Origin of the sequence: Actinomadura syzygii (assembly GCF_008085905.1) — a bacterium.
Classification (GTDB): domain Bacteria; phylum Actinomycetota; class Actinomycetes; order Streptosporangiales; family Streptosporangiaceae; genus Spirillospora; species Spirillospora syzygii.
In genome coordinates this window covers 407,702-426,250 of record NZ_VSFF01000010.1, presented here as the reverse complement: position 1 = coordinate 426,250, position 18,549 = coordinate 407,702, and the positions used below count along the sequence as shown (strand labels likewise).

At 72.8% G+C, this 18,549-nt stretch carries 17 protein-coding genes; 15 read left to right on the top strand and 2 right to left on the bottom strand.

The features are described 5' to 3' along the window. Positions 1-14: 14 nt before the first annotated feature. The gene (locus FXF65_RS27335; RefSeq protein WP_148352876.1) at positions 15-1,229 is read right to left on the bottom strand and encodes a ricin-type beta-trefoil lectin domain protein; all 1,215 of its coding nucleotides are present in this window, start codon (positions 1,227-1,229) and stop codon (positions 15-17) included. 103 nt (positions 1,230-1,332) lie between these two features. On the opposite strand from FXF65_RS27335, the gene FXF65_RS27330 reads away from it, so the two are divergent. From FXF65_RS27330 to FXF65_RS27320, 3 genes are all read left to right on the top strand, one after another. Beyond that, on the top strand, positions 1,333-2,628 hold the full coding sequence (locus tag FXF65_RS27330) for a sensor histidine kinase (protein WP_148352875.1): 1,296 nt from the start codon (positions 1,333-1,335) through the stop codon (positions 2,626-2,628). Continuing rightward, the gene (locus tag FXF65_RS27325; RefSeq protein ID WP_148352874.1) at positions 2,628-3,311 is read left to right on the top strand and encodes a response regulator transcription factor; all 684 of its coding nucleotides are present in this window, start codon (positions 2,628-2,630) and stop codon (positions 3,309-3,311) included. The genes FXF65_RS27330 and FXF65_RS27325 overlap by 1 nt, the downstream gene beginning before the upstream one ends. A gap of 159 nt (positions 3,312-3,470) precedes the next feature. Continuing rightward, the gene (locus FXF65_RS27320; protein ID WP_187412529.1) at positions 3,471-4,388 is read left to right on the top strand and encodes a glycoside hydrolase family 16 protein; all 918 of its coding nucleotides are present in this window, start codon (positions 3,471-3,473) and stop codon (positions 4,386-4,388) included. A 48-nt stretch (positions 4,389-4,436) separates the two neighbouring features. Here FXF65_RS27320 and FXF65_RS27315 read toward each other — a convergent pair whose 3' ends face one another. After that, positions 4,437-5,018 carry a hypothetical protein gene (locus FXF65_RS27315; protein WP_148352872.1) on the bottom strand — a complete coding sequence of 194 codons (582 nt, stop codon included), beginning with the start codon at positions 5,016-5,018 and terminating at the stop codon, positions 4,437-4,439. 746 nt (positions 5,019-5,764) lie between these two features. Between FXF65_RS27315 and FXF65_RS27310 the strand changes: the two genes are divergently transcribed. From FXF65_RS27310 to trmD, 12 genes are all read left to right on the top strand, one after another. Next, the gene (locus FXF65_RS27310; RefSeq protein WP_187412528.1) at positions 5,765-6,172 is read left to right on the top strand and encodes a globin domain-containing protein; all 408 of its coding nucleotides are present in this window, start codon (positions 5,765-5,767) and stop codon (positions 6,170-6,172) included. 8 nt (positions 6,173-6,180) lie between these two features. After that, on the top strand, positions 6,181-7,428 hold the full coding sequence (locus FXF65_RS43960; RefSeq protein ID WP_187412527.1) for a globin domain-containing protein: 1,248 nt from the start codon (positions 6,181-6,183) through the stop codon (positions 7,426-7,428). Positions 7,429-7,433: 5 nt separating this feature from the next. Further along, positions 7,434-8,117, top strand: a complete 684-nt coding sequence (locus tag FXF65_RS27295; RefSeq protein ID WP_187412526.1) for a DivIVA domain-containing protein — start codon at positions 7,434-7,436, stop codon at positions 8,115-8,117. Positions 8,118-8,231: 114 nt separating this feature from the next. Beyond that, a complete protein-coding gene (gene ftsY, locus FXF65_RS27290; protein WP_148352869.1) occupies positions 8,232-9,383 on the top strand; it encodes a signal recognition particle-docking protein FtsY in 1,152 nt (383 codons plus the stop codon). A 169-nt stretch (positions 9,384-9,552) separates the two neighbouring features. Then, positions 9,553-10,908: an ammonium transporter gene (locus FXF65_RS27285; RefSeq protein WP_148352868.1), complete on the top strand. Its 1,356-nt coding sequence runs from the start codon at positions 9,553-9,555 to the stop codon at positions 10,906-10,908. Next, positions 10,905-11,243, top strand: a complete 339-nt coding sequence (locus FXF65_RS27280; protein ID WP_067883948.1) for a P-II family nitrogen regulator — start codon at positions 10,905-10,907, stop codon at positions 11,241-11,243. The genes FXF65_RS27285 and FXF65_RS27280 overlap by 4 nt, the downstream gene beginning before the upstream one ends. 112 nt (positions 11,244-11,355) lie before the next feature. Beyond that, the gene (locus FXF65_RS45470; protein ID WP_246199156.1) at positions 11,356-13,947 is read left to right on the top strand and encodes an HD domain-containing protein; all 2,592 of its coding nucleotides are present in this window, start codon (positions 11,356-11,358) and stop codon (positions 13,945-13,947) included. Positions 13,948-14,312: 365 nt separating this feature from the next. Beyond that, positions 14,313-15,905 carry a signal recognition particle protein gene (gene ffh / locus FXF65_RS27270; protein WP_148352867.1) on the top strand — a complete coding sequence of 531 codons (1,593 nt, stop codon included), beginning with the start codon at positions 14,313-14,315 and terminating at the stop codon, positions 15,903-15,905. A 312-nt stretch (positions 15,906-16,217) separates the two neighbouring features. Beyond that, complete coding sequence (gene rpsP / locus FXF65_RS27265; protein ID WP_148352866.1) at positions 16,218-16,667, top strand: 30S ribosomal protein S16; 450 nt, start codon at positions 16,218-16,220, stop codon at positions 16,665-16,667. Position 16,668: 1 nt separating this feature from the next. Next, positions 16,669-16,911 (top strand): RNA-binding protein, encoded by a 243-nt coding sequence (locus FXF65_RS27260; RefSeq protein ID WP_021598307.1) that lies wholly within the window; start codon positions 16,669-16,671, stop codon positions 16,909-16,911. Between the two features lie 11 nt (positions 16,912-16,922). Beyond that, a complete protein-coding gene (gene rimM / locus FXF65_RS27255) occupies positions 16,923-17,435 on the top strand; it encodes a ribosome maturation factor RimM (RefSeq protein ID WP_148352865.1) in 513 nt (170 codons plus the stop codon). Beyond that, entirely contained in the window at positions 17,432-18,439 is a 1,008-nt protein-coding gene (gene trmD, locus FXF65_RS46290; RefSeq protein ID WP_148352864.1) for a tRNA (guanine(37)-N(1))-methyltransferase, read from the top strand. The genes rimM and trmD overlap by 4 nt, the downstream gene beginning before the upstream one ends. Positions 18,440-18,549: the final 110 nt, after the last annotated feature.

Here is an 18,549-nt window from a genome sequence, read left to right as displayed (position 1 = left end):
CCGGGCGGGGCCGGTCAGGACGCGGGCGGCTCGGTGACGGGCGTGAGCAGGTACCCGCGGACCCCGGTCCTGCCGCACTCGGCGTGGACGGCCTGCAGCCCGCCCGTCTCCCGGACGTCGACGCCCACGCACATGCCCTCCGCGCGCGTCGCCTCCGGGACGATGTCGAACACGCGCCCCGCCTTCACCTGCCTGGTGGACGGCGTCAGCCCGAACCGCTGGAGCGGGTCGTCGCCGCACGCCGCCATGTGGAGCGGGGAGCCCTTCTCGCGGGAGTCGAGGGTCGTGCACCAGAGCTTCGAGGCCGGGGTCCACGCCTGGAGCCGGAACGTCCCCTCCGCGCCCGTCGCCTTGACGAGCTTGATCCGCTGGAGGTTGTCGTCGTCGGTGCACTTGTCCTGCGCGAGCTGCGGCTTCAACCGGTCGTCCGGCATGACCGAGAGGCAGTTGCCGGTCCGCTCGTCGTCGGTCACCGGCGTGATCGTGTACCAGCCGGGCGTGGGCGGCGCCGCCTTCGGGCTCGGCTGGACCGTCGCCTTCGACGGCGCGGCCGGGTGCCCGGTCCCGCCGTCGCCGCCGAGCAGCTCCGGCAGGGTCGACGCCACCACCGCGATCGTGATGATCGCCGGGGCCGCCACCAGCAGCGACACGCGCCGGTGCGGGGCGGGGACGCGCCGGGACGTCCGGCGGTGCCGGGGCGCCGACGGCGACGTCCTGGCGTGCCGTCCCGACCCGTTCTCCCTCGGCTTCTCGGCGGGCCTGTCCGCCGCTTCGTCCTTCGCTGTCTCCACCGCCTTCGTCTCCACCGCCTTCTCCACTGCGGGCTGGGGTCCCATGTTCAACGCGGGCCGTCCGGCGACGCGCCGGTCGCCGTCCACCGTCCTCGTGACCGTGCCTCCGCTGCCCGTGCCTCCAGTGCCCGCGGGCCCGCTGACCGGGGGTTTCGCGGGCGCACAGAGGCGGTCGTGGACGCGCAGCCAGCGGTCCCGCTCCTCCGGCACAAGGCCGCATGTGGTCACAAATGCGGACAGCAGCACACGGTCCGGCAGCGTCCCACCGTCGAGCATTCCCGCGGCCCCGTCCGGAACGGCGACCCCGGCCGCGCGCAGCCGCTCGTCGATCTCGGAAAGCGGCAGGCCGGACCACTGTCGAAGGCGGCCGAGCAGCGCGAGGAGATCGGCGGGAACGCGGGCCTCCTCCGGCTGTGGCACCGCCCTCGGGACCGCCAACGGTGTCCTTCCGTGAACGGGAACGCGAGTATTAGTGGGCATCGTAGCGATCTCCTGTCCCCTAGTGGCTAATGTTCGTTATGCGGTCTTCAGCAAGATCAAGATGAATGGCGTCACGAGGGTCGGCGCCCGTCAGATGGAGGGGTTCGCGATGCCGGACTCCGGTGTTCAGCTCCCGCCCGGGCTCCGGCGTTCCGTCGAGACCAGGGTCGGCACCACGTTCGTCCTGCTCATGCAGCTCCGCGTGCTCGTCGTCGGGGTGACGATCCTGATGGACGGGCAGGTCCGCGGCGACCGGTGGGCGCTCGGCGTGCTGGTCCTCGCGGTCGTGGTGTCGGGGGTCGCCCTCGCGGGGTGGGAGAAGGTCGTCCTGCGGCTGTTCGAGCAGCCCGCCCTGCTGGCCTTCGACGTGCTCCTCGGCTACGCCGTGCTGCGCGTCGGCGGGATCTTCGGACCGTACTTCCTCGTCACCGTCGTGACCGCCGGCCTCGCCGGGCTGCTCTACCGGTGGCAGGTGACCGCGCTGCTGTGCGCGCAGCAGACCGTCCTGTACTACACGGCGCTCTACCGGAACGCCCCGGACGACGACCACCGCGTCGCGATGCCGCTGCTCGTCGTGCTGCCCGTGTTCTACGGCGTCGCCGCGCTGGTCGGGACGGTCCTGCGCCGCCTGTTCGACGAGCACGCCGCGGCCGAGGAGCGGCGCTGGCGGATGGAGGCCCTCGCGATGGCGGCCGAGGAGCGCACCCGGCTCGCCAGGGAGATGCACGACTCGCTGACCGCGACGCTCTCCGGGATCGCATTGTCGGCGACCGGCCTGCCCGCCTGGCTCCGCAAGTCGCCGGACCGGGCCGCCGAGGAGGCGGCGCGGATCGCCACCGCCGCGCAGGTCGCCACCCGGGAGGCCCGCTCGCTGATCGCCGAGCTGCGCGACGAGTCGGGCGGAACGCCGCTCGCGCAGGCCGTCCGGGAGCTGGCGGACGAGTGGCAGGCCCGCACCGGCGTCCCGGTCGGCGTGGACGCCGCGCCGGGCGCCGACCTCCCGCCGCCCGCGCGGCGCGAGCTGGTGACGATCGTCCGGGAGGCGCTGGAGAACGTCCGGCGGCACGCGGACGCGTCCCGCGTCGAGATCGTCACGCGCACCGTCGCGGACGGGGTGGAGGCGCGCGTCCGCGACGACGGCCGGGGGCTGCCCCGGCGCCCCGACGACCCCGGCTGGCTGGACGCGCTCGCCCGCGGCGGACACTACGGCCTCGTCGGCATGCACGAGCGGGCCGGACGCGCGGGCGGCCGGCTCGCGGTCGCCTCCGTCCCGGGCGGCGGCACCGAGATCACGGTGCTGGTCCCGGCGGCGGGCGCGGACGCCGAACCCGCCGGCGCCGAGCTGGGGAGCGGCTGATGGGCGACCCGCTGTCCCCGGACGCGCGCTACCGCGTCCTCGTCGTGGACGACAACCCGTTCATCCGCGCCGGGCTGACCTCCGCGCTGGAGGCGACCGACGACATCGAGGTGGTGGGAGAGGCCGGGGACGGCCGCACCGCCGAGGAGATGGCGTGGCGGCTGACGCCCGACGTCGTCCTGCTGGACGTGCGGATGCCCCGGGTGGACGGCGTCAGCGCCGCCGCCGCGCTCAGCAAGATCAGCCGGGTCATCATGCTGACCCAGGTGGACGACCCCGACGTGGTGCTGTCGGCCGTCCGCAACGGGGCCGTCGGGTACCTCGTGCACAACACCTTCACCGTGGACGAGCTGGCCGCCGCCATCCGCGACACCGTTCGGCACCGGGCCCACCCCCTCTCGCACGCGGCCAGCGCCGCCCTCATCGACGCCGCGCGGACCGACCGTCCCGCGGCGCCCGCCGCCGATCCGGCGGAGCGGCGCGCCCGGTACGGGCTCTCCGCCCGCGAGGCGGAGGTGATGGAACTGATCGTGCGCGGTCTTGCGAATCAGGACATCGCGGCCAAGCTATTTCTCACCGAGAAAACCGTCAAGAACTACATCAACCGCATATATGCGAAACTGGGCGCGCCGAACCGGGCCACCGCCATCGTGACCTGGATCGGGCTGCCGCCCGGCGGCTGAACTGCGCGTACGCGATTGGGGTCCGCGGCCGCCGCGGCTAGGGCCCTAGGGCCCTAACGGCGTTCCGCGCCCCCGCCATAACCTTCCGGACGAATGGAAAACACGTCGGACGGTGCCTTTTCTCCGGGCCTCCGTCTCATTTCGTCCCGGAGGTGCACCGTGATTTTTCCGCCGCGCAACAGAATGGCCGCGGTCGGCGGCGGGATCGTGGCCGCCGGCTGCTCGTTCGCGCTCGCCGTCCCGTCCTCGTCGGCGCCGGGCCCGGACCCGTCCCGCGCGATCGCGCTCGGCGCGCTGGAGCGCTCCGCCCCGGCCGTCTCGTACACGAAGCCTGGTCCCAAGGGCCAGGAGGACGCCGTCGCCGTGAAGGGGAAGAAGAAGCCGGTTCCGACCACGGCGGCGAAGCGCTACGGGTGGGGGCGCCCGATCGCCGCCGACGGGTTCCGCACGCTCGACCGGCGCGCGTGGGAGGTCTACACGGGGCCGGGCAACAACGGAAAGGGACGCCGCCTCGCCCGCGCCGTGACCGTGAAGGGCGGCGTCCTGCGAATCACCGGGACGCGCAACGGCGACACCGGCGGCCTCGCCTGGATGCGCGGCGCGCAGAAGGAGGGCCGCTGGGAGGCGCGGGTCAAGGTGAGCCGGGGCTGCGCCTGCTACAACGCGAACCTGCTGCTGTGGCCGGTCAACGGCGGCGGCGGGACGGACCCGCGCGGCGGCGGCGGCGAGATCGACTGGATGGAGACCTACGGCGACCGCGGCCTGCGCGAGGGCACGAACTTCTTCCTGCACTACGGCCCCGAGGACAACCACCAGCGAAAGGACGCGCACGTCCGCGTCGACCTGCGGAAGTGGCACGTCTTCGCGGTGGAGTGGAACTCGCGGGGCGTGACCGGGTTCATGGACGGGCGGAAGACGTTCCACACGTCCGACCGCGCGGCGCTGCCGCCGGGGAAGATGGGGCAGGCCGTCCAGCTCGACTGGTTCCCCGGGCTCACCAAGCGGACGAAGCCCGGCGTCAGCCGGACGGCGCCCGTGACGCTGTCGGTCGACTGGATCGCGATGTACCGGCCGTGAGCCCGCGGGCCCGAAGGCTCACGGGGCTCACGGGGCGGCTCGCGGGGCTCACTTCACGATCTGCCAGAGCTGGTTCTCGCGGCGGAGGATGAACTTGTCCTGGAGGGTGCTCGCCACCATGGAGCCGCTCGTCCAGTGCAGGGCGGAGAAGGGGATGACCGCCTCCTCGCCCACGATCCGGCCGCCCTTCACCGTGACGGTGCGGAGGGCCTCGCGCTCCGCCGGGCGGACGAGGTGCGGCGTGTTGCGCACCCCGCGTTCGCAGTTGCCCTTGAGCGCGTCGCTGCGGACGAACTTCTCTCCCGGGGCGACGTAGCGGCAGACCGCCGGGTCCCCGGCCGCCTGCCCGCGCAGGAACGCCTGGAGCGCCTGCCGCGCGCCCTTGATCCCGGGCTGCATCGCCGGGTCGGTGGAGCGCTCGACCGGCTTCGGCGAGGTCTCCGCGCCGGTGGGCGCGGCGGACGAGGGGGTGGGCGACGCGGCGGACGAGGCGCCCGCCTCGGCGCCCTTGGACCCGCCGGAATCGCCGCCGCCGCAGCCGGCCAGGGTGGCGAGGAATGCCAGCGCGAGCGCCGTCCCGGCGAGTCCCTGCCGGCCGCGGCCGGCAGGGGCGGTGAATCGTCGGGTCATGGTGCCTCCATGAACGCGGGGTGTCCGGACAATGTCCGGTGCCGCCTTTCACCATGATCAGGCGGCCAGCCGAAGATTAACGGCTTTCCCGGTGGATGACCAGAGGTAAGAACACGGGGCAGATCGGCCCGGACACGCTTCGTCCCGCCGCCCGCCGGACCGCCGAGGCAGGGCCCCCTATTCCCGGAAACAGGGCCCTAGGGCCCTAGGCCGGTGAATTGCGCGCCCGTAGCGTCTGCGGACGACGGCACGACCAGCGGGAAGGGAATTCCACGTGAATGGGAGCGCGGAACGCGCGGCCTCGCCCCGCGCGGGCCGCGCCGTCCGCCGCCGCTTCCGGCGGCGGCCGCGCGCGGGCTCCGCGGGCGTCCCACCCCGCGCGACGCCCGGATCCGGCGCCCCGCCCGGGGGCGGGCGCCGGTCCGACGGTCCGGGGAATTTCGCCGAAGGTGATATGGGACACGTTTTCCGGAACGGTCCCGACGCCCCGCGTTCCGCATTTCGGACTCGTCCTGGCCCTGTCTCCGTTTATTTCCAGCCGCCAATGGCGGATTGCGTCCCGTGTATTTCCCCCGGTTATCGGTTGATCGCCGGGACGGCCGTGCACCGACCGTGACAACACGGCGACGCTGGCGGGCTTGTGCGCCCCGGAGCCATCCACTACGCATGTGCACCGTGGTTCTCCCGCTCCCGCCACCACACCGGACACCCCGCCCGGTGCGGAGGACCATCGAGAGGTGATGCCCATGGACCCGCGGAAACTCAAAGACAATTTCGCCCTGGTGGGCGCGAACGGCGTGGACGTCGCCGAATTCTTCTACGCCGACCTTTTCGCGCGGGCGCCGCAGCTCAGATCGCTGTTCCCGGCCGGGATGGGCCGCCAGCACGAGGTGCTGCTCGGCGCGCTGTCCCAGATCGTCTCGTCCGTCGACGACCCCGACACGCTCGTCCCGTTCCTGCGGGACCTCGGCGAGCGGCACGTCGGCTTCGGCGTCACCGCCGAGCACTACGCGCCGGTCGGCGCGAGCCTGCTCGCCACCCTCGCCTACTTCAGCGGCCCCGGCTGGGACGCCGAGCTCGAACGCGACTGGACGACCGCCTACGGCCTCGTCGCCGGGGTCATGACGGAGGCGGCCGCCGAGCAGGCCGTCTGAAATCCGCCGTGGACGCCCAGCGCCTCAAGGACAGCTTCGCGCGCGTCGCGGAGCAGGGCGACGCCGTCGCCCTCTTCTTCTACTCCGACCTGTTCGTGCGCAACCCGCACCTGCGGGACATGTTCCCCATCGGGATGAGCCACCAGCGCGACAAGCTGCTGCGCGCCCTCGGGAGCATCGTCGCCCAGGTCGACGACCTGCCCACGCTCGTCCCGTTCCTCCAGCAGCTCGGCCGCGACCACCGCCGGTTCGGGATCATCGCCGAGCACTACCCGCACGTCGGCGCCAGCCTCGTCGCCACCCTGCGGTACTTCTCCGGGACGTCCTGGTCGGAGGACGTCGAGAGCGACTGGAACGCCGCCTACGGCCTGGTCGCCAAGGTCATGCTCGAAGCCGCCGACGAGGACTCGCTGAGCAGCCCCGCCTGGTGGAACGGCCAGGTCGTCGCGGTCGAACGGCGCCGGTTCGACATCGCCGTCCTGCGCGTCATGCCGGACCGGCCGCTGCCCTACCTGCCGGGCCAGTCGGTCGCGCTGGAGGTGCCGTCCCGGCTGCGGCACTGGCGGTACTACTCGATGGCGAACGCGCCGCGTCCCGACCAGACCATGGACTTCCACGTCCGGCTGGTGGACGGCGGCCCGGTGAGCCCCGTCCTGGTGCGCGGGACGGAGAACGGCGACCGCGTCCGGATGGGCGCGCCCGTCGGCACCCTCACCCTCGACGAGGAGTCCGGACGCGACATCCTGCTCGTCGCGGGCAGCACCGGCCTCGCGCCGCTGAAGGCGATCCTGGAGCAGATCGCCCGCCGTCCCGCCCCGCCGCGCGTCCACCTGTTCTTCGGCGCCCGCACCCGCGACGGCCTCTACGACCTGGAGGACCTGGCCAAGATGGCGGGCCGGTTCCCCTGGCTCAGGGTCGTCCCCGCCGTGTCGGACGAGTCGGGCGGGCACGGTTTCTCGACCGTCCTCCAGTCCGGGCCGCCGCCGGGAGCACCGCCGGCGTCGGGATCATGGTTCGACGCCCCCGGCCCGCCGCCGGGCGTCTCACCGTCGGGCGTGTCGCCGTCGGGCGGGGACGACGGCGTGGAGCACGGGAACCTGTCGGACGTCGTGGCGCGGCAGGGTCCGTGGGACGGCCACGACGCCTACGTGTGCGGGCCGGGCGCGATGGTCGGGCACACGGTCGAGCAGCTCGCGCGGCTCGGCGTCCCCAGGGACCGCATCCGGCTGGAAACCTTCGCAGACGCACAGAGGTGAGCGCGATGAACTCCCCGAACCTTCCCGTGGTCTCCGAGGGAGCACGGCTGACCCCGGGCGAGCTCCACTCCGTGGTGTTCGCCCGGGCGGCGCTCGGCCGCCGCGGCTACGACGAGGAGCAGGTCCGCAACTTCCTCGCCTACGTCGAGCGGGAGCTCGTCCAGATCTTCAACGACCAGGCGGTGCTCGCCGACGAGGTGAACCGGCTGCGCGCCCAGGCCGCCAAGGGGACCCGCGGCGTGATGGCGCCAGAGGACGCGCACTTCCAGGCCGTCCGGATCCTGTCGCAGGCGCAGCAGACCGCCGACCTGTACGTGGCGGACGCCGAGCGTTACACCCGCGAGCTCGCCCACGAGGCGCGGCTGCAACGGGAGGCGATCCTGTCCGACGCGAAGGGGCGCGCCGAGCAGATGCTGGAGGACGCGCACCGCAAGGCCGTCGCCGTCGCGGAGGCGGCCGTCCGGCACGCCGGGCAGCAGTCGCCGCCGCCCGGAGCGGCCCGCGCCGGGGGCATGCCGGACGGCGCCGGGGGGATGCCCGACGACGAGCGCCTCGCCCTCCAGCGCGAGGTCGCCTACCTGCGCACCTACAGCGACGTCTACCGCAGCCACCTGCGCAGCTACCTGGAGGCCCTGCTGCGCAACGTCGCCGAGTGGGAGGCGTCCGAGCAGTCGTCCCTGCCCCGCTGACCAGGCATGACGGTCGTCCCCGTCCGCTGACGGGGGGATGGCGATTTCGCGCGGCGCGCCCCTGGGGGCAGACTGTGCCGCCGGGCGGACACCTTCTGTAAAACTGGGGGCGCTATGGAATATGTGATCGTCATCGCCGCGCTGGCGGCCGTCGCGCTGATCGCGGGCGGCGTCTGGCTGCTCGGGCCCCGCCGCACCCGGCCGCGCCCGCCCGTCGAGCGTCCCCCCGCGGGGGAGCGGACCGGCGGCGCCACCGCCGTCGACGAGGCGGAGGCGGGCGCGACCGTCGCCGAGCGGCCGCCCGCGGAGGCCCCGCCGCCCGTAGTCGAGCTAGAGAGGCCGCCGCCCGGCGCGGGGCGGCTCGTCCGGCTGCGCGCGCGGCTCGCGCGCTCCCAGAACACGTTCGGCAAGACCCTCCTCGGCCTGCTGTCCCGCGACACGCTGGACGACGACGCCTGGGAGGAGATCGAGGACACCCTGATCACCGCCGACATGGGCACGACCGTCGCCCGGCAGGTCACCGACGACCTGCGCACGCGGGTCCAGGTCCTCGGGACGCGCAGCCCCGAGGAGGTGCGCGCGATGCTCAAGGACGAGCTGGTCAAGCAGATCGGCCCCGACCTCGACCGCGCGCTCCGCACCGAGGCGCCGGGAGAGCGTCCGGCCGTGATGATGGTCGTCGGCGTCAACGGCACCGGCAAGACCACCACGTGCGGCAAGCTCGGCCGCGTCCTCGTCGGGGACGGCAAGACCGTCGTGCTCGGCGCCGCCGACACCTTCCGCGCCGCCGCCGCCGACCAGTTGGAGACCTGGGGGACGCGGGTCGGGGCGCAGGTCGTCCGGCGCGGCGAGGGCGCCGACCCGGCGAGCGTCGCGTTCGACGCCGTCAAGCAGGGCATCGAGTCCAAGGTCGACGTGGTCATCGTCGACACCGCGGGCCGCCTGCACACCAAGACCGGCCTGATGGACGAGCTCGGCAAGGTCAAGCGCGTCGTGGAGAAGCAGGCCACGGTCGACGAGGTGCTCCTCGTCCTGGACGCGACGACCGGGCAGAACGGCATGCAGCAGGCCCGGGTGTTCGCCGAGGTCGTCAACATCACCGGCGTCGTCCTGACCAAGCTGGACGGCACCGCGAAGGGCGGCATCGTCGTCCAGGTGCAGCGGGAGCTGGGCGTCCCGGTCAAGCTGGTCGGCCTCGGCGAGGGCCCGGACGACCTGGCCCCGTTCGAGCCCGAGGCGTTCGTGGACGCGATCCTGGGCGACTGAAATCCCGCCGATTATTCGGTAAGTCTGGTTTGCGAGGTTTCGGAAACACCGGTGAAACACACCGGTACGGGGTTTCACATCGCTGAAACACCCGGGTCCTCCGGGTGAAACCGCCGCGTCCGAATCTCTGAGCAGTCGTGTTCTCCGCCGAGGAGGGGCTGTATCGGAGATGAAGATCGATAGCGGTAGTACCGCCTGGATGCTGACGAGCAGCGCGCTCGTCCTGCTGATGACGCCCGGGCTGGCCTTCTTCTACGGGGGCATGAGCCGGGCGAAGAGCGTCCTCAACATGATGATGATGAGCTTCGTCAGCATCGCCGTCGTGGGAATGGCGTGGGTCGTCTACGGCTACTCCCTCGCCTTCGGCGACGGCGGCCCGGTCGGCTCGTTCGTCGGCGGGTTCGGCGACCTGGGGCTCGTCGGCCTGGAGAAGGCGGCGACGGCCGGCGACGGGACCGGGGTCCCGCAGCTCGTCTTCGCCGCCTTCCAGGCGACGTTCGCGATCATCACGGTCGCGCTCATCAGCGGCGCCGTCGCCGACCGCGCCAAGTTCGGCGCCTGGGTCGTGTTCTCCCTGGCCTGGGTGACGCTCGTCTACTTCCCGATCGCGCACTGGGTCTGGTGGACGGACGGCAAGGGCGGATCCGGCTGGCTGTTCGACCTCGGCGCCCTGGACTTCGCGGGCGGGACGGTCGTCCACATCAACGCGGGCATCGCGGCGCTGGCACTGGTCCTCGTCCTCGGCCGCCGCAACGGCTGGCCGAGGGAGCCGATGCGGCCGCACAACCTGCCGTTCGTCCTGCTCGGCGCCGGGCTGCTCTGGTTCGGATGGTTCGGGTTCAACGCCGGGTCGGCACTGTCGTCCGGCGCGACCGCGGCCGTCGCGTTCGTCAACACGCTCGCCGCGGCCTGCGCCGCCGCGGTCGCCTGGATCGTCGTCGAGAAGCTGCGGGACGGCGCGTCCACCACGCTCGGGATCGCGTCCGGCATCGTCGCCGGGCTCGTCGCGATCACCCCGGCCTGCGCGTTCGTGACGCCGCTCGGCGCGCTCGCCGTCGGGCTCGTCGCGGGCGCGGTCTGCGCGTTCGCCGTCAGCCTCAAGTACAAGCTGGGCTACGACGACGCGCTCGACGTGGTCGGCGTCCACATGGTCGGCGGGATCGTCGGCGCCCTGCTCATCGGCCTCCTCGCGACCACCGCAGTCAACGACGCGGGCGCCGACGGGCTCCTCGCGGGCGGCGGGTTCGGGCTGCTCGGCAAGCAGGCGGTCGCCGTCCTCGCGACCCTCGCCTACTCGTTCATCGTCACGTTCGTCATCGCGAAGGTCATCGACCTGGTCATGGGCTTCCGGATCAGCGTGGACGACGAGACGGCGGGCATCGACGGGACGGTGCACGCGGAGACGGCCTACGACTTCGGCTCCATCCGCGCGGGCATCGGCTCGGGCTCCGGGCCCGGCGCGACCGCCGCGCCGCACGTTCGGGCCACGGAGACCGCTGCGAAGAAGGTCGAGGCGAAGAAATGAAGCTCATCACGGCGGTCATCAAGCCGTTCAAGCTGGACGAGGTCAAGAAGGCCCTGGAGGCGTTCGGCGTCAGGGGCATGACGGTCAGCGAGGCCAGCGGCTACGGCCGCCAGAAGGGCCACACCGAGGTCTACCGGGGCGCCGAGTACCAGGTCGACCTGGTGCCGAAGCTCAGGATCGAGGTCCTGGTCGAGGCGGCGGACGCCGACGACATCATCGACGTGATCGTCAAAGCCGCCCGCACCGACAAGATCGGCGACGGCAAGGTCTGGGCCGTCCCGGTCGACTCGGTGGTCCGAGTCCGCACCGGCGAAACCGGCCCAGAGGCCCTCTAATGCCCACCCATCGCCACCCAGCCCCACCCACGGAATGCCCCCGACCCCGCCCCAAGCCGAGCCGGCGGCGGATCGTCCGGTGACGGATCGTCCGGTGACGGAGAACTCGGCCATGGGCCGCTCGGTCACGGCTCGCGCCGCCCTCGCGGCGGCGCGGGCCGTGCGCACCGCCGAACTGGACCGCTGGCTCGCCACCCTCCTCCCGGACGGCGCCGGGAGGAGGGTGGCGGGGAGCGGCGCGGTGTCCACCGCGGTGGACACCGCGGAGGGCCTCGCGGGGTGCCTCGCGGGGGACGTCGCGCTCGCCGCGGTCGGCAGCCACGCCCGCCGCGAGCTGACCCCCGGCGGGGACCTCGACCTGGTCCTCCTGCACCGCGACGTCCCCGGCGTGGCCGAGGTCGCGGAGCGGATCTGGTACCCGATCTGGGACTCGGGTCTCCGGCTCGACCATTCCGTCCGCACCGTCGGCGAGGCGCGAACCGTCGCCCGCCACGACCTCAAGGCCGCCCTCGGCCTCCTGTCGGCGCGCCACATCGCGGGCACTCCAGCGATCGTGGACGAACTGCGCGCCGCCGTCCTCGCCGACTGGCGGGCGGACGCCCCCGTCCGGCTGGCCGAGCTGTCCGCACTTAGCCGTGAACGATGGGAGGCACATGGCGAGCTGGCCTTCCTGCAAGAGCCCGACCTGAAGGAGGCGCACGGCGGGCTGCGGGACGTCCACGCCATGAACGCGGTCGCTGCCTCGTGGGTCGCGTCCGTGCCCGGCTCCCGCGTCCGAGCCGCGCACGACCTCCTCCTGGACGTCCGTCACGCCCTGCACGAAACCACCGCCCGATCGTCGGACCGCCTCGTCCTCCAAGAGCAGGACTCAGTCGCCCACGCCCTGGCCCTGCCAGACGCCAACGCCCTCCAACGATCCATCTCCGAAGCCGCCCGCACGATCGCCTACACGAGCACCCACCTATGGCGTCGCGTAGACCGCTACACCCGCACCCACCACAAACCCGCCCGCCACCCCACCAACGCCGCCCACCCCCTCACCGCACTGGACCGCGACTCCGTCGGGGATGAAAGGCAGCCTGCTGACGTCGACCGCAGTCCTGCGGAGGGCGAAGGCCGCGCCGCTGGGGAGGGGCATCGGCCCGTTGGGGAAGAGCATTCTTCCGCCGGGGAGGAGCGTCGTTCCGTTGGGCGGGTGCGTCGTGTTGTTTGGGGTGGACGCCGCCTTGGCGAGGGTGGCGGGCGTTTCAGCGGGGTCGAGCGGCGGCCCGTGGGGGACGGCGCCGTCGAACATGACGGTGAGGTCGCCCTCGCTCGCGGTGCCGACCTGAGCGACCCGGCGCTCGTCCTCCGCGTCGCGGCGGCCGCCGCCCAAGCTGGATTGCCGCTCGCGCCCGCGACCGTCGCCCGGCTCGCCGAGGACGCCGTCCTGCCCGGCCCGCCGTGGCCGGACGGGGCGCGCGACGCCCTCGTGTCCCTGCTCGGGGCGGGTCCGGCGGCCATCGGCGTGTGGGAGGCGCTCGACCAGGCGGGGCTGATCGTCCGCCTGCTGCCGGAGTGGGAACACGTCCGGAACCGTCCGCAGCGCAACCCCGTCCACCGTTTCACCGTCGACCGTCACCTGGTCGAGACGGCCGCGGGCGCCGCCGCGCTCACCCGCGAGGTCGCCCGTCCCGACCTCCTCCTCGTGGGCGCGCTCCTGCACGACATCGGGAAGGGCCGACCCGGTGACCACTCGACCAGCGGCGCGGTCATCGCCCGCGACATCGCCGCGCAACTCGGGTTCCCGGACGACGACGCCCGCGTGCTGGAGACCGTCGTCCGCCACCACCTGCTCCTCCCCGAGACCGCGACCCGCCGCGACCTCGACGACCCGATGACCGTCCGCGCGGTGGCCGAGGCGCTCTCCGGCGTGCCCGGCCGCGAGCGCGAGACCCTGGACCTCCTCGCCGCCCTCGCCGTCGCCGACGGCACCGCCACCGGCCCCGCCGCCTGGGGCGCGTGGAAAGCCGGACTGGTCGCCGAACTGGCCCGCCGCGCCGCCGCGGCCCTATCCGGCGGGACGCCGCCCGCCCCCGCCTTGGACCCCGCCCACCTGGCACTGGCCCGCCACGACGGCGCCGCCGTCCGCGTCATCGGCTCCCGCGTCACCATCGCCGCGCCGGACCGTCCCGGCCTCCTCTGGCGCGCCGCCGGCGTCCTCGCCCTCCACCGCCTGGCGGTGAAGACGGCCCGCACGATCTCCTCCACCCCGGGCGAAGACCGGGCGGACGGGACGGCCGTGCTCGACTTCACCGCCGTGCCCGAGTTCGGAACGCCGCCGGACCCGGCCGCTCTGGAGGCCGACCTGCGCCGCATGCTCGCGGACCGCCTCGACGTCGCCGACCGCCTGGAGCGCCGCGCCCGCTCGGCACGGCCGCCCCGTCCTGGGATGACCGTCCCACCGCCCCGCGTGGTGATCCTGGACGACGCTTCCCGCACCGCCACCGTCGTCGAAGTCCGCGCCCACGACCGCCCGGGACTGCTGTGGCGGATCGGCCGGACGCTCGGCGCCTGCGGCCTCCAGGTCCGCGCCGCACAGGTCGACACGCTCGGCGCGGAGGCCGTCGACGTCTTCTACGTGGTCGACGACACCGGCCGCCCCTTGGACGCCCCGGCCGCCCTCGCCACCCTCCGCTCCCGCATCCTGGCCACCCTCCACTGACCCACCCACTCTGACCCCAGGCCCCGAACGCACCCGACGTGACGGCCAGGCTCGAACCAACGGCCAGCCTCGGAGCGAGAACCCGGCTCAGAGTGACGACCCGGTCTGAACTGAGGGGCAGGTCCGAAGTGCGGGGCAGGCTCGAAGTGAGAGGCCGGGGCGTGGCCGGGTAGGGCGGGCGGAGGAGGCGGGCGGGCGGCTGGACACGGTCGGCCGTGCGAGCTCGCCGGGGGTCCTCGGGGAACGTGGGCGGGCGGGTCGGGCGGGCCCCTTGGCGAACGGGCTTCGTCGGACGGGCAGGATGCGGCCGGTGACCCGATACGCTGATAAGCGATCCCAGAAGCTTTCAAGGACGGTCCAGACACGTGTTCGAGACGCTCTCCGACCGGTTGACGACGGTCTTCTCCTCGCTGCGCAGCAAGGGCAGGCTCTCCGAGGCCGACATCAACGCCACGGCCCGCGAGATCCGTGTCGCGCTGCTTGAGGCCGACGTCGCGCTGCCCGTCGTCAAGGACTTCATCGCTCAGATCAAGGAGCGGGCGGCGGGCGCGGAGGTCTCGCAGGCGCTGAACCCGGCGCAGCAGGTCGTCAAGATCGTCAACGAGGAGCTCATCAACATCCTCGGCGGCGAGACGCGCCGGATCCGGCTGGCGAAGAACCCGCCCACCGTGATCATGCTCGCCGGTCTCCAGGGCGCCGGTAAGACGACCCTGGCGGGCAAGCTGGCCCGCTGGCTGAAGCAGGAGGGGCACGCGCCGCTGCTCGTGGCCGCCGACCTGCAGCGTCCGAACGCCGTCCAGCAGCTCCAGGTCGTCGGCGAGCGGGCCGGGGTGCCGGTGTTCGCGCCCGAGCCGGGCAGCGGCGTCGGCGACCCGGTGGAGGTGTCGCGCCGGTCCATCGACCAGGCCAAGCACGCCCAGCACGACGTCGTCGTCATCGACACGGCGGGCCGCCTCGGCGTCGACACCGAGATGATGCAGCAGGCCATCGACATCCGGGACGCCGTCAAGCCCGACGACGTGCTGTTCGTCGTCGACGCCATGGTCGGCCAGGACGCCGTCAACACCGCGCAGGCGTTCATGGACGGCGTCGGCTTCGACGGCGTCGTCCTCACCAAGCTCGACGGCGACGCGCGCGGCGGCGCGGCCCTGTCGGTCCGGCACGTCACCGGGCGTCCGATCATGTTCGCCTCGACGGGCGAGAAGCTCGAGGACTTCAGCGTCTTCCACCCGGACCGCATGGCGGGCCGGATCCTCGACATGGGCGACATCCTCACCCTGATCGAGCAGGCCGAGCAGGCGTTCGACGCCGAGCAGGCCGAGAAGATGTCGAGCAAGTTCGCCTCGGGCGAGGACTTCACGCTCGAGGACTTCCTCGAGCAGATGATGATGATCCGCAAGCTCGGCCCGATCGGGAACCTGCTCGGGATGATGCCCGGCATGGGCCAGGTCCGCGACCAGATCAGCCAGATCGACGACCGCGACCTGGACCGCATCGCCGCGATCATCCGCTCGATGACCCCGCAGGAGCGCAGCCAGCCGAAGATTCTCAACGGCTCCCGGCGGGCCCGCATCGCCGCCGGTTCCGGCGTCAGCGTCGGCGAGGTCAGCAGCCTCGTCACCCGCTTCTTCGACGCGCAGAAGATGATGCGCCAGATGGCGGGCGGCATGGGCATCCCCGGCATGCCGGGCGGACGCCGGAAGGCCACGAAGGCGGCGAAGGCCGCCAAGAACAAGAAGGGCAAGCAGCGCAGCGGCGACCCGCGCAAGCGCGCCGCCGGCAAGCCCCGTCAGGACGAGCAGCCCGCCGCGGACGGCGCCCCCCAGGGCCTCCCGCCCGGCCTCGGCGGCGCTCCCGGCGGCACGCCGGGCGCGCTCCCGCCGGGATTGGGCGGTCAGCTTCCCCCCGGCTTCCAGATGCCCGATCTGGGCAAGCTCCAGGGCCGCAAGAAGAAGTAGCCACACCGGCATCGACGGAATGTCGGGCGCACAGGTATCCCGATCCGCGTGTGTCACAGCACGTGGCGGGGCGGCCTTGGCGTTCGGACGAATGCCGGTGCCGTAAAGAGCCCGGCCCGCGGTGTCGACACAGGAGCGCGCGATTGCGCTTTTGGTGTCATCGTCTGGCAGAATGGCACGCTGGAAACCCGGAGTCGCCAGGCGCCCTCTCTCGTCCTGCGCGGCCGGAGTCCATGGGCGGCCGTGAGCCGGTGTTCCCCACCTGGCACGGGCCCGCCCACCCTGTAAAGAAGTCTGGAGTACACCACACCCGTGGCAGTCAAGATCAAGCTGAAGCGTCTGGGGAAGATCCGGAACCCGCAGTACCGGGTCGTCGTCGCCGACGCCCGCACCAAGCGTGACGGGCGGGCGATCGAGGAGATCGGGCTCTACCACCCCAAGGAAGACCCGTCCCTCATCAAGATCGACTCTGAGCGGGCGCAGTACTGGCTCGGCGTCGGCGCGCAGCCGACCGAGCCCGTGCTCAACCTGCTGAAGATCACCGGCGACTGGCAGAAGTTCAAGGGCGAGCCGGGCGCCGAGGGCACCCTTAGGGTCGCCGAGCCCAAGGCCGACAAGAAGGCCGCGTTCGAGGCCGCGGTCAAGGAGTCGCTGGGCGAGGACGAGGCGGCCGCCACCGCGACCCGGAGCAAGAAGAAGGCCGAGCCGAAGAAGTCCGAGGCGAAGGCCGCCGAGAACACCGAAGCTAAGAGCGAGGGCTGACGTGCTCGAAGAAGCGCTCGAGCACCTGGTCCGCGGGATCGTGGAGAACCCGGACGACGTCCGGGTCCGCGCCCGCCGGATCAGGGGCGGCCGGGTCCTTGAGGTGCGCGTGCACCCCGAGGACCTCGGAAAGGTCATCGGCCGAAGCGGTCGCACCGCCAAGGCCCTCCGCACCGTGATCAGCGCCCTTTCCGGGGGCCGGTACGTGCGAGTCGACCTCCTCGACGTCAACGAGGTCCGCTGAGTGGCGTCCCGATGAGCGAACCGCTCGTGGTGGGACGGATCGGACGGCCGCACGGAATCCGCGGTGAGATCACCGTCGACGTCCGCACGGACGAACCGGAGTCCCGGTTCGCCGTCGGCACGGAGATCCGCACCGACCCGGCGGCCGCCGGCCCCCTCACCGTCGAGCGTGTCCGCTGGCATTCGGGACGCCTGCTCCTGCGCTTCGCCGGGATCGGCGACCGGGACGCCGCGGAGGGCCTCCGCGGCATCTGGCTGGTCGTCGACCCCGGCGACATCCCTCCGTCCGCCGACCCGGACGACTTCCACGACCGGGAGTTGATCGGCCTCGCGGTCGTCACCGCGGACGGCGCGGATGTCGGCCACGTCGCCGATGTCCTCCATCACGGCCAGGACCTCCTCGTCGTGACCGGACCGGCCGGGGAGACGCTGGTCCCGTTCGTGACCGCGATCGTCCCCGAGGTGGACGTCCCCGGGGGGCGGCTCGTGATCGACCCGCCCCCCGGACTGCTCGACCGCCCATGAGACTCGACATCGTCACGATCTTCCCCGAGTACTTCGCCGCCCTCGACATCTCCCTCATCGGGAAGGCGCGGCGGACGGGACTGCTGGACGTCCACGTCCACGACCTCCGCGACTGGACCCACGACCGGCACCGCACCGTCGACGACACCCCCTACGGCGGCGGCCCCGGCATGGTCATGAAGCCGGACCCCTGGGGCGAGGCCCTCGACGCCATCGCCCCTCCCGCGGCACCACCCGCCCAAGATCAACCTCCCTCCGGAACAGAGCCCTCCGGGCCGTCCGCCTCAGACGACCGCCCAGAGCCGCCCTCAGAGCCGGTCCCGCCGTCACCGGACGGCCCGGCGCCCCCCACTTCCGGGCCGCCCGAAATGTCCACATCTTCCGATTTGCAGTCGCCTGGGCTCTCCGCGAGGTCCGTCGCGCGGACGCCGGGAGCCTCCGCGTCTTCCGCAGCCGTCCCGCGGCTGGTCATCCCGACTCCGAGCGGACGGCCGTTCACCCAGGCGCTGGCCGCCGAGTACGCGGCCGAACCGTGGCTGCTGTTCGCCTGCGGACGCTACGAGGGCATCGACTCGCGCGTCGCCGAGGAGGCCCGCACCCGCATGCCCGTGGACGAGGTCAGCCTCGGCGACTTCGTGCTCGCCGGGGGAGAGGTCGCCGTCCTGGTCATGGTCGAGGCGGTCGGACGCCTCCTGCCCGGCGTACTCGGCAACGCCGACTCGATCGCCGACGACTCCTTCGCCCCCGGCGCCATGGAGTCGCTGCTGGAGGGCCCCGTGTACACGAAGCCCCCGGTCTGGCGCGAACGGCCCGTCCCGGACGTCCTCCTGTCGGGGCACCACGGCGCGATCGCCCGCTGGCGGCGGGACGAGGCGCTCCGCCGCACCGCGCGGCACCGTCCGGAGCTGCTCGCGCGCCTCGCCCCAGAAACCCTCGACGAGCGGGATCGGGACGTCCTCCGTGCTGCCGGTTTTCCGGTTGACGGCGAACGTATGGCAGACTAAAGCGTCCGTGCGTCGAGACCGCACGGCACCCCAGGACCACTTTCCGCGGCGCGACGCCCCCACGCCAGACCTTCCGGGGCCTCTCGACGCCCGCGTTCGACCATGAGGAA

What these genes read in the sequence shown, in the direction of transcription:
- FXF65_RS27285 (WP_148352868.1), top strand. Translation starts at nt 9,553, where the DNA reads ATGAAGATCGATAGCGGTAGTACCGCCTGGATGCTGACGAGCAGCGCG.
- FXF65_RS27280 (WP_067883948.1), top strand. Translation starts at nt 10,905, where the DNA reads ATGAAGCTCATCACGGCGGTCATCAAGCCGTTCAAGCTGGACGAGGTC.
- FXF65_RS27295 (WP_187412526.1), top strand. Translation starts at nt 7,434, where the DNA reads ATGAACTCCCCGAACCTTCCCGTGGTCTCCGAGGGAGCACGGCTGACC.
- FXF65_RS27310 (WP_187412528.1), top strand. Translation starts at nt 5,765, where the DNA reads ATGGACCCGCGGAAACTCAAAGACAATTTCGCCCTGGTGGGCGCGAAC.
- ftsY (WP_148352869.1), top strand. Translation starts at nt 8,232, where the DNA reads ATGGAATATGTGATCGTCATCGCCGCGCTGGCGGCCGTCGCGCTGATC.
- FXF65_RS27325 (WP_148352874.1), top strand. Translation starts at nt 2,628, where the DNA reads ATGGGCGACCCGCTGTCCCCGGACGCGCGCTACCGCGTCCTCGTCGTG.
- FXF65_RS27315 (WP_148352872.1), bottom strand. Translation starts at nt 5,018, where the DNA reads ATGACCCGACGATTCACCGCCCCTGCCGGCCGCGGCCGGCAGGGACTC.
- rimM (WP_148352865.1), top strand. Translation starts at nt 16,923, where the DNA reads ATGAGCGAACCGCTCGTGGTGGGACGGATCGGACGGCCGCACGGAATC.
- trmD (WP_148352864.1), top strand. Translation starts at nt 17,432, where the DNA reads ATGAGACTCGACATCGTCACGATCTTCCCCGAGTACTTCGCCGCCCTC.
- FXF65_RS27330 (WP_148352875.1), top strand. Translation starts at nt 1,333, where the DNA reads ATGAATGGCGTCACGAGGGTCGGCGCCCGTCAGATGGAGGGGTTCGCG.
- FXF65_RS45470 (WP_246199156.1), top strand. Translation starts at nt 11,356, where the DNA reads ATGGGCCGCTCGGTCACGGCTCGCGCCGCCCTCGCGGCGGCGCGGGCC.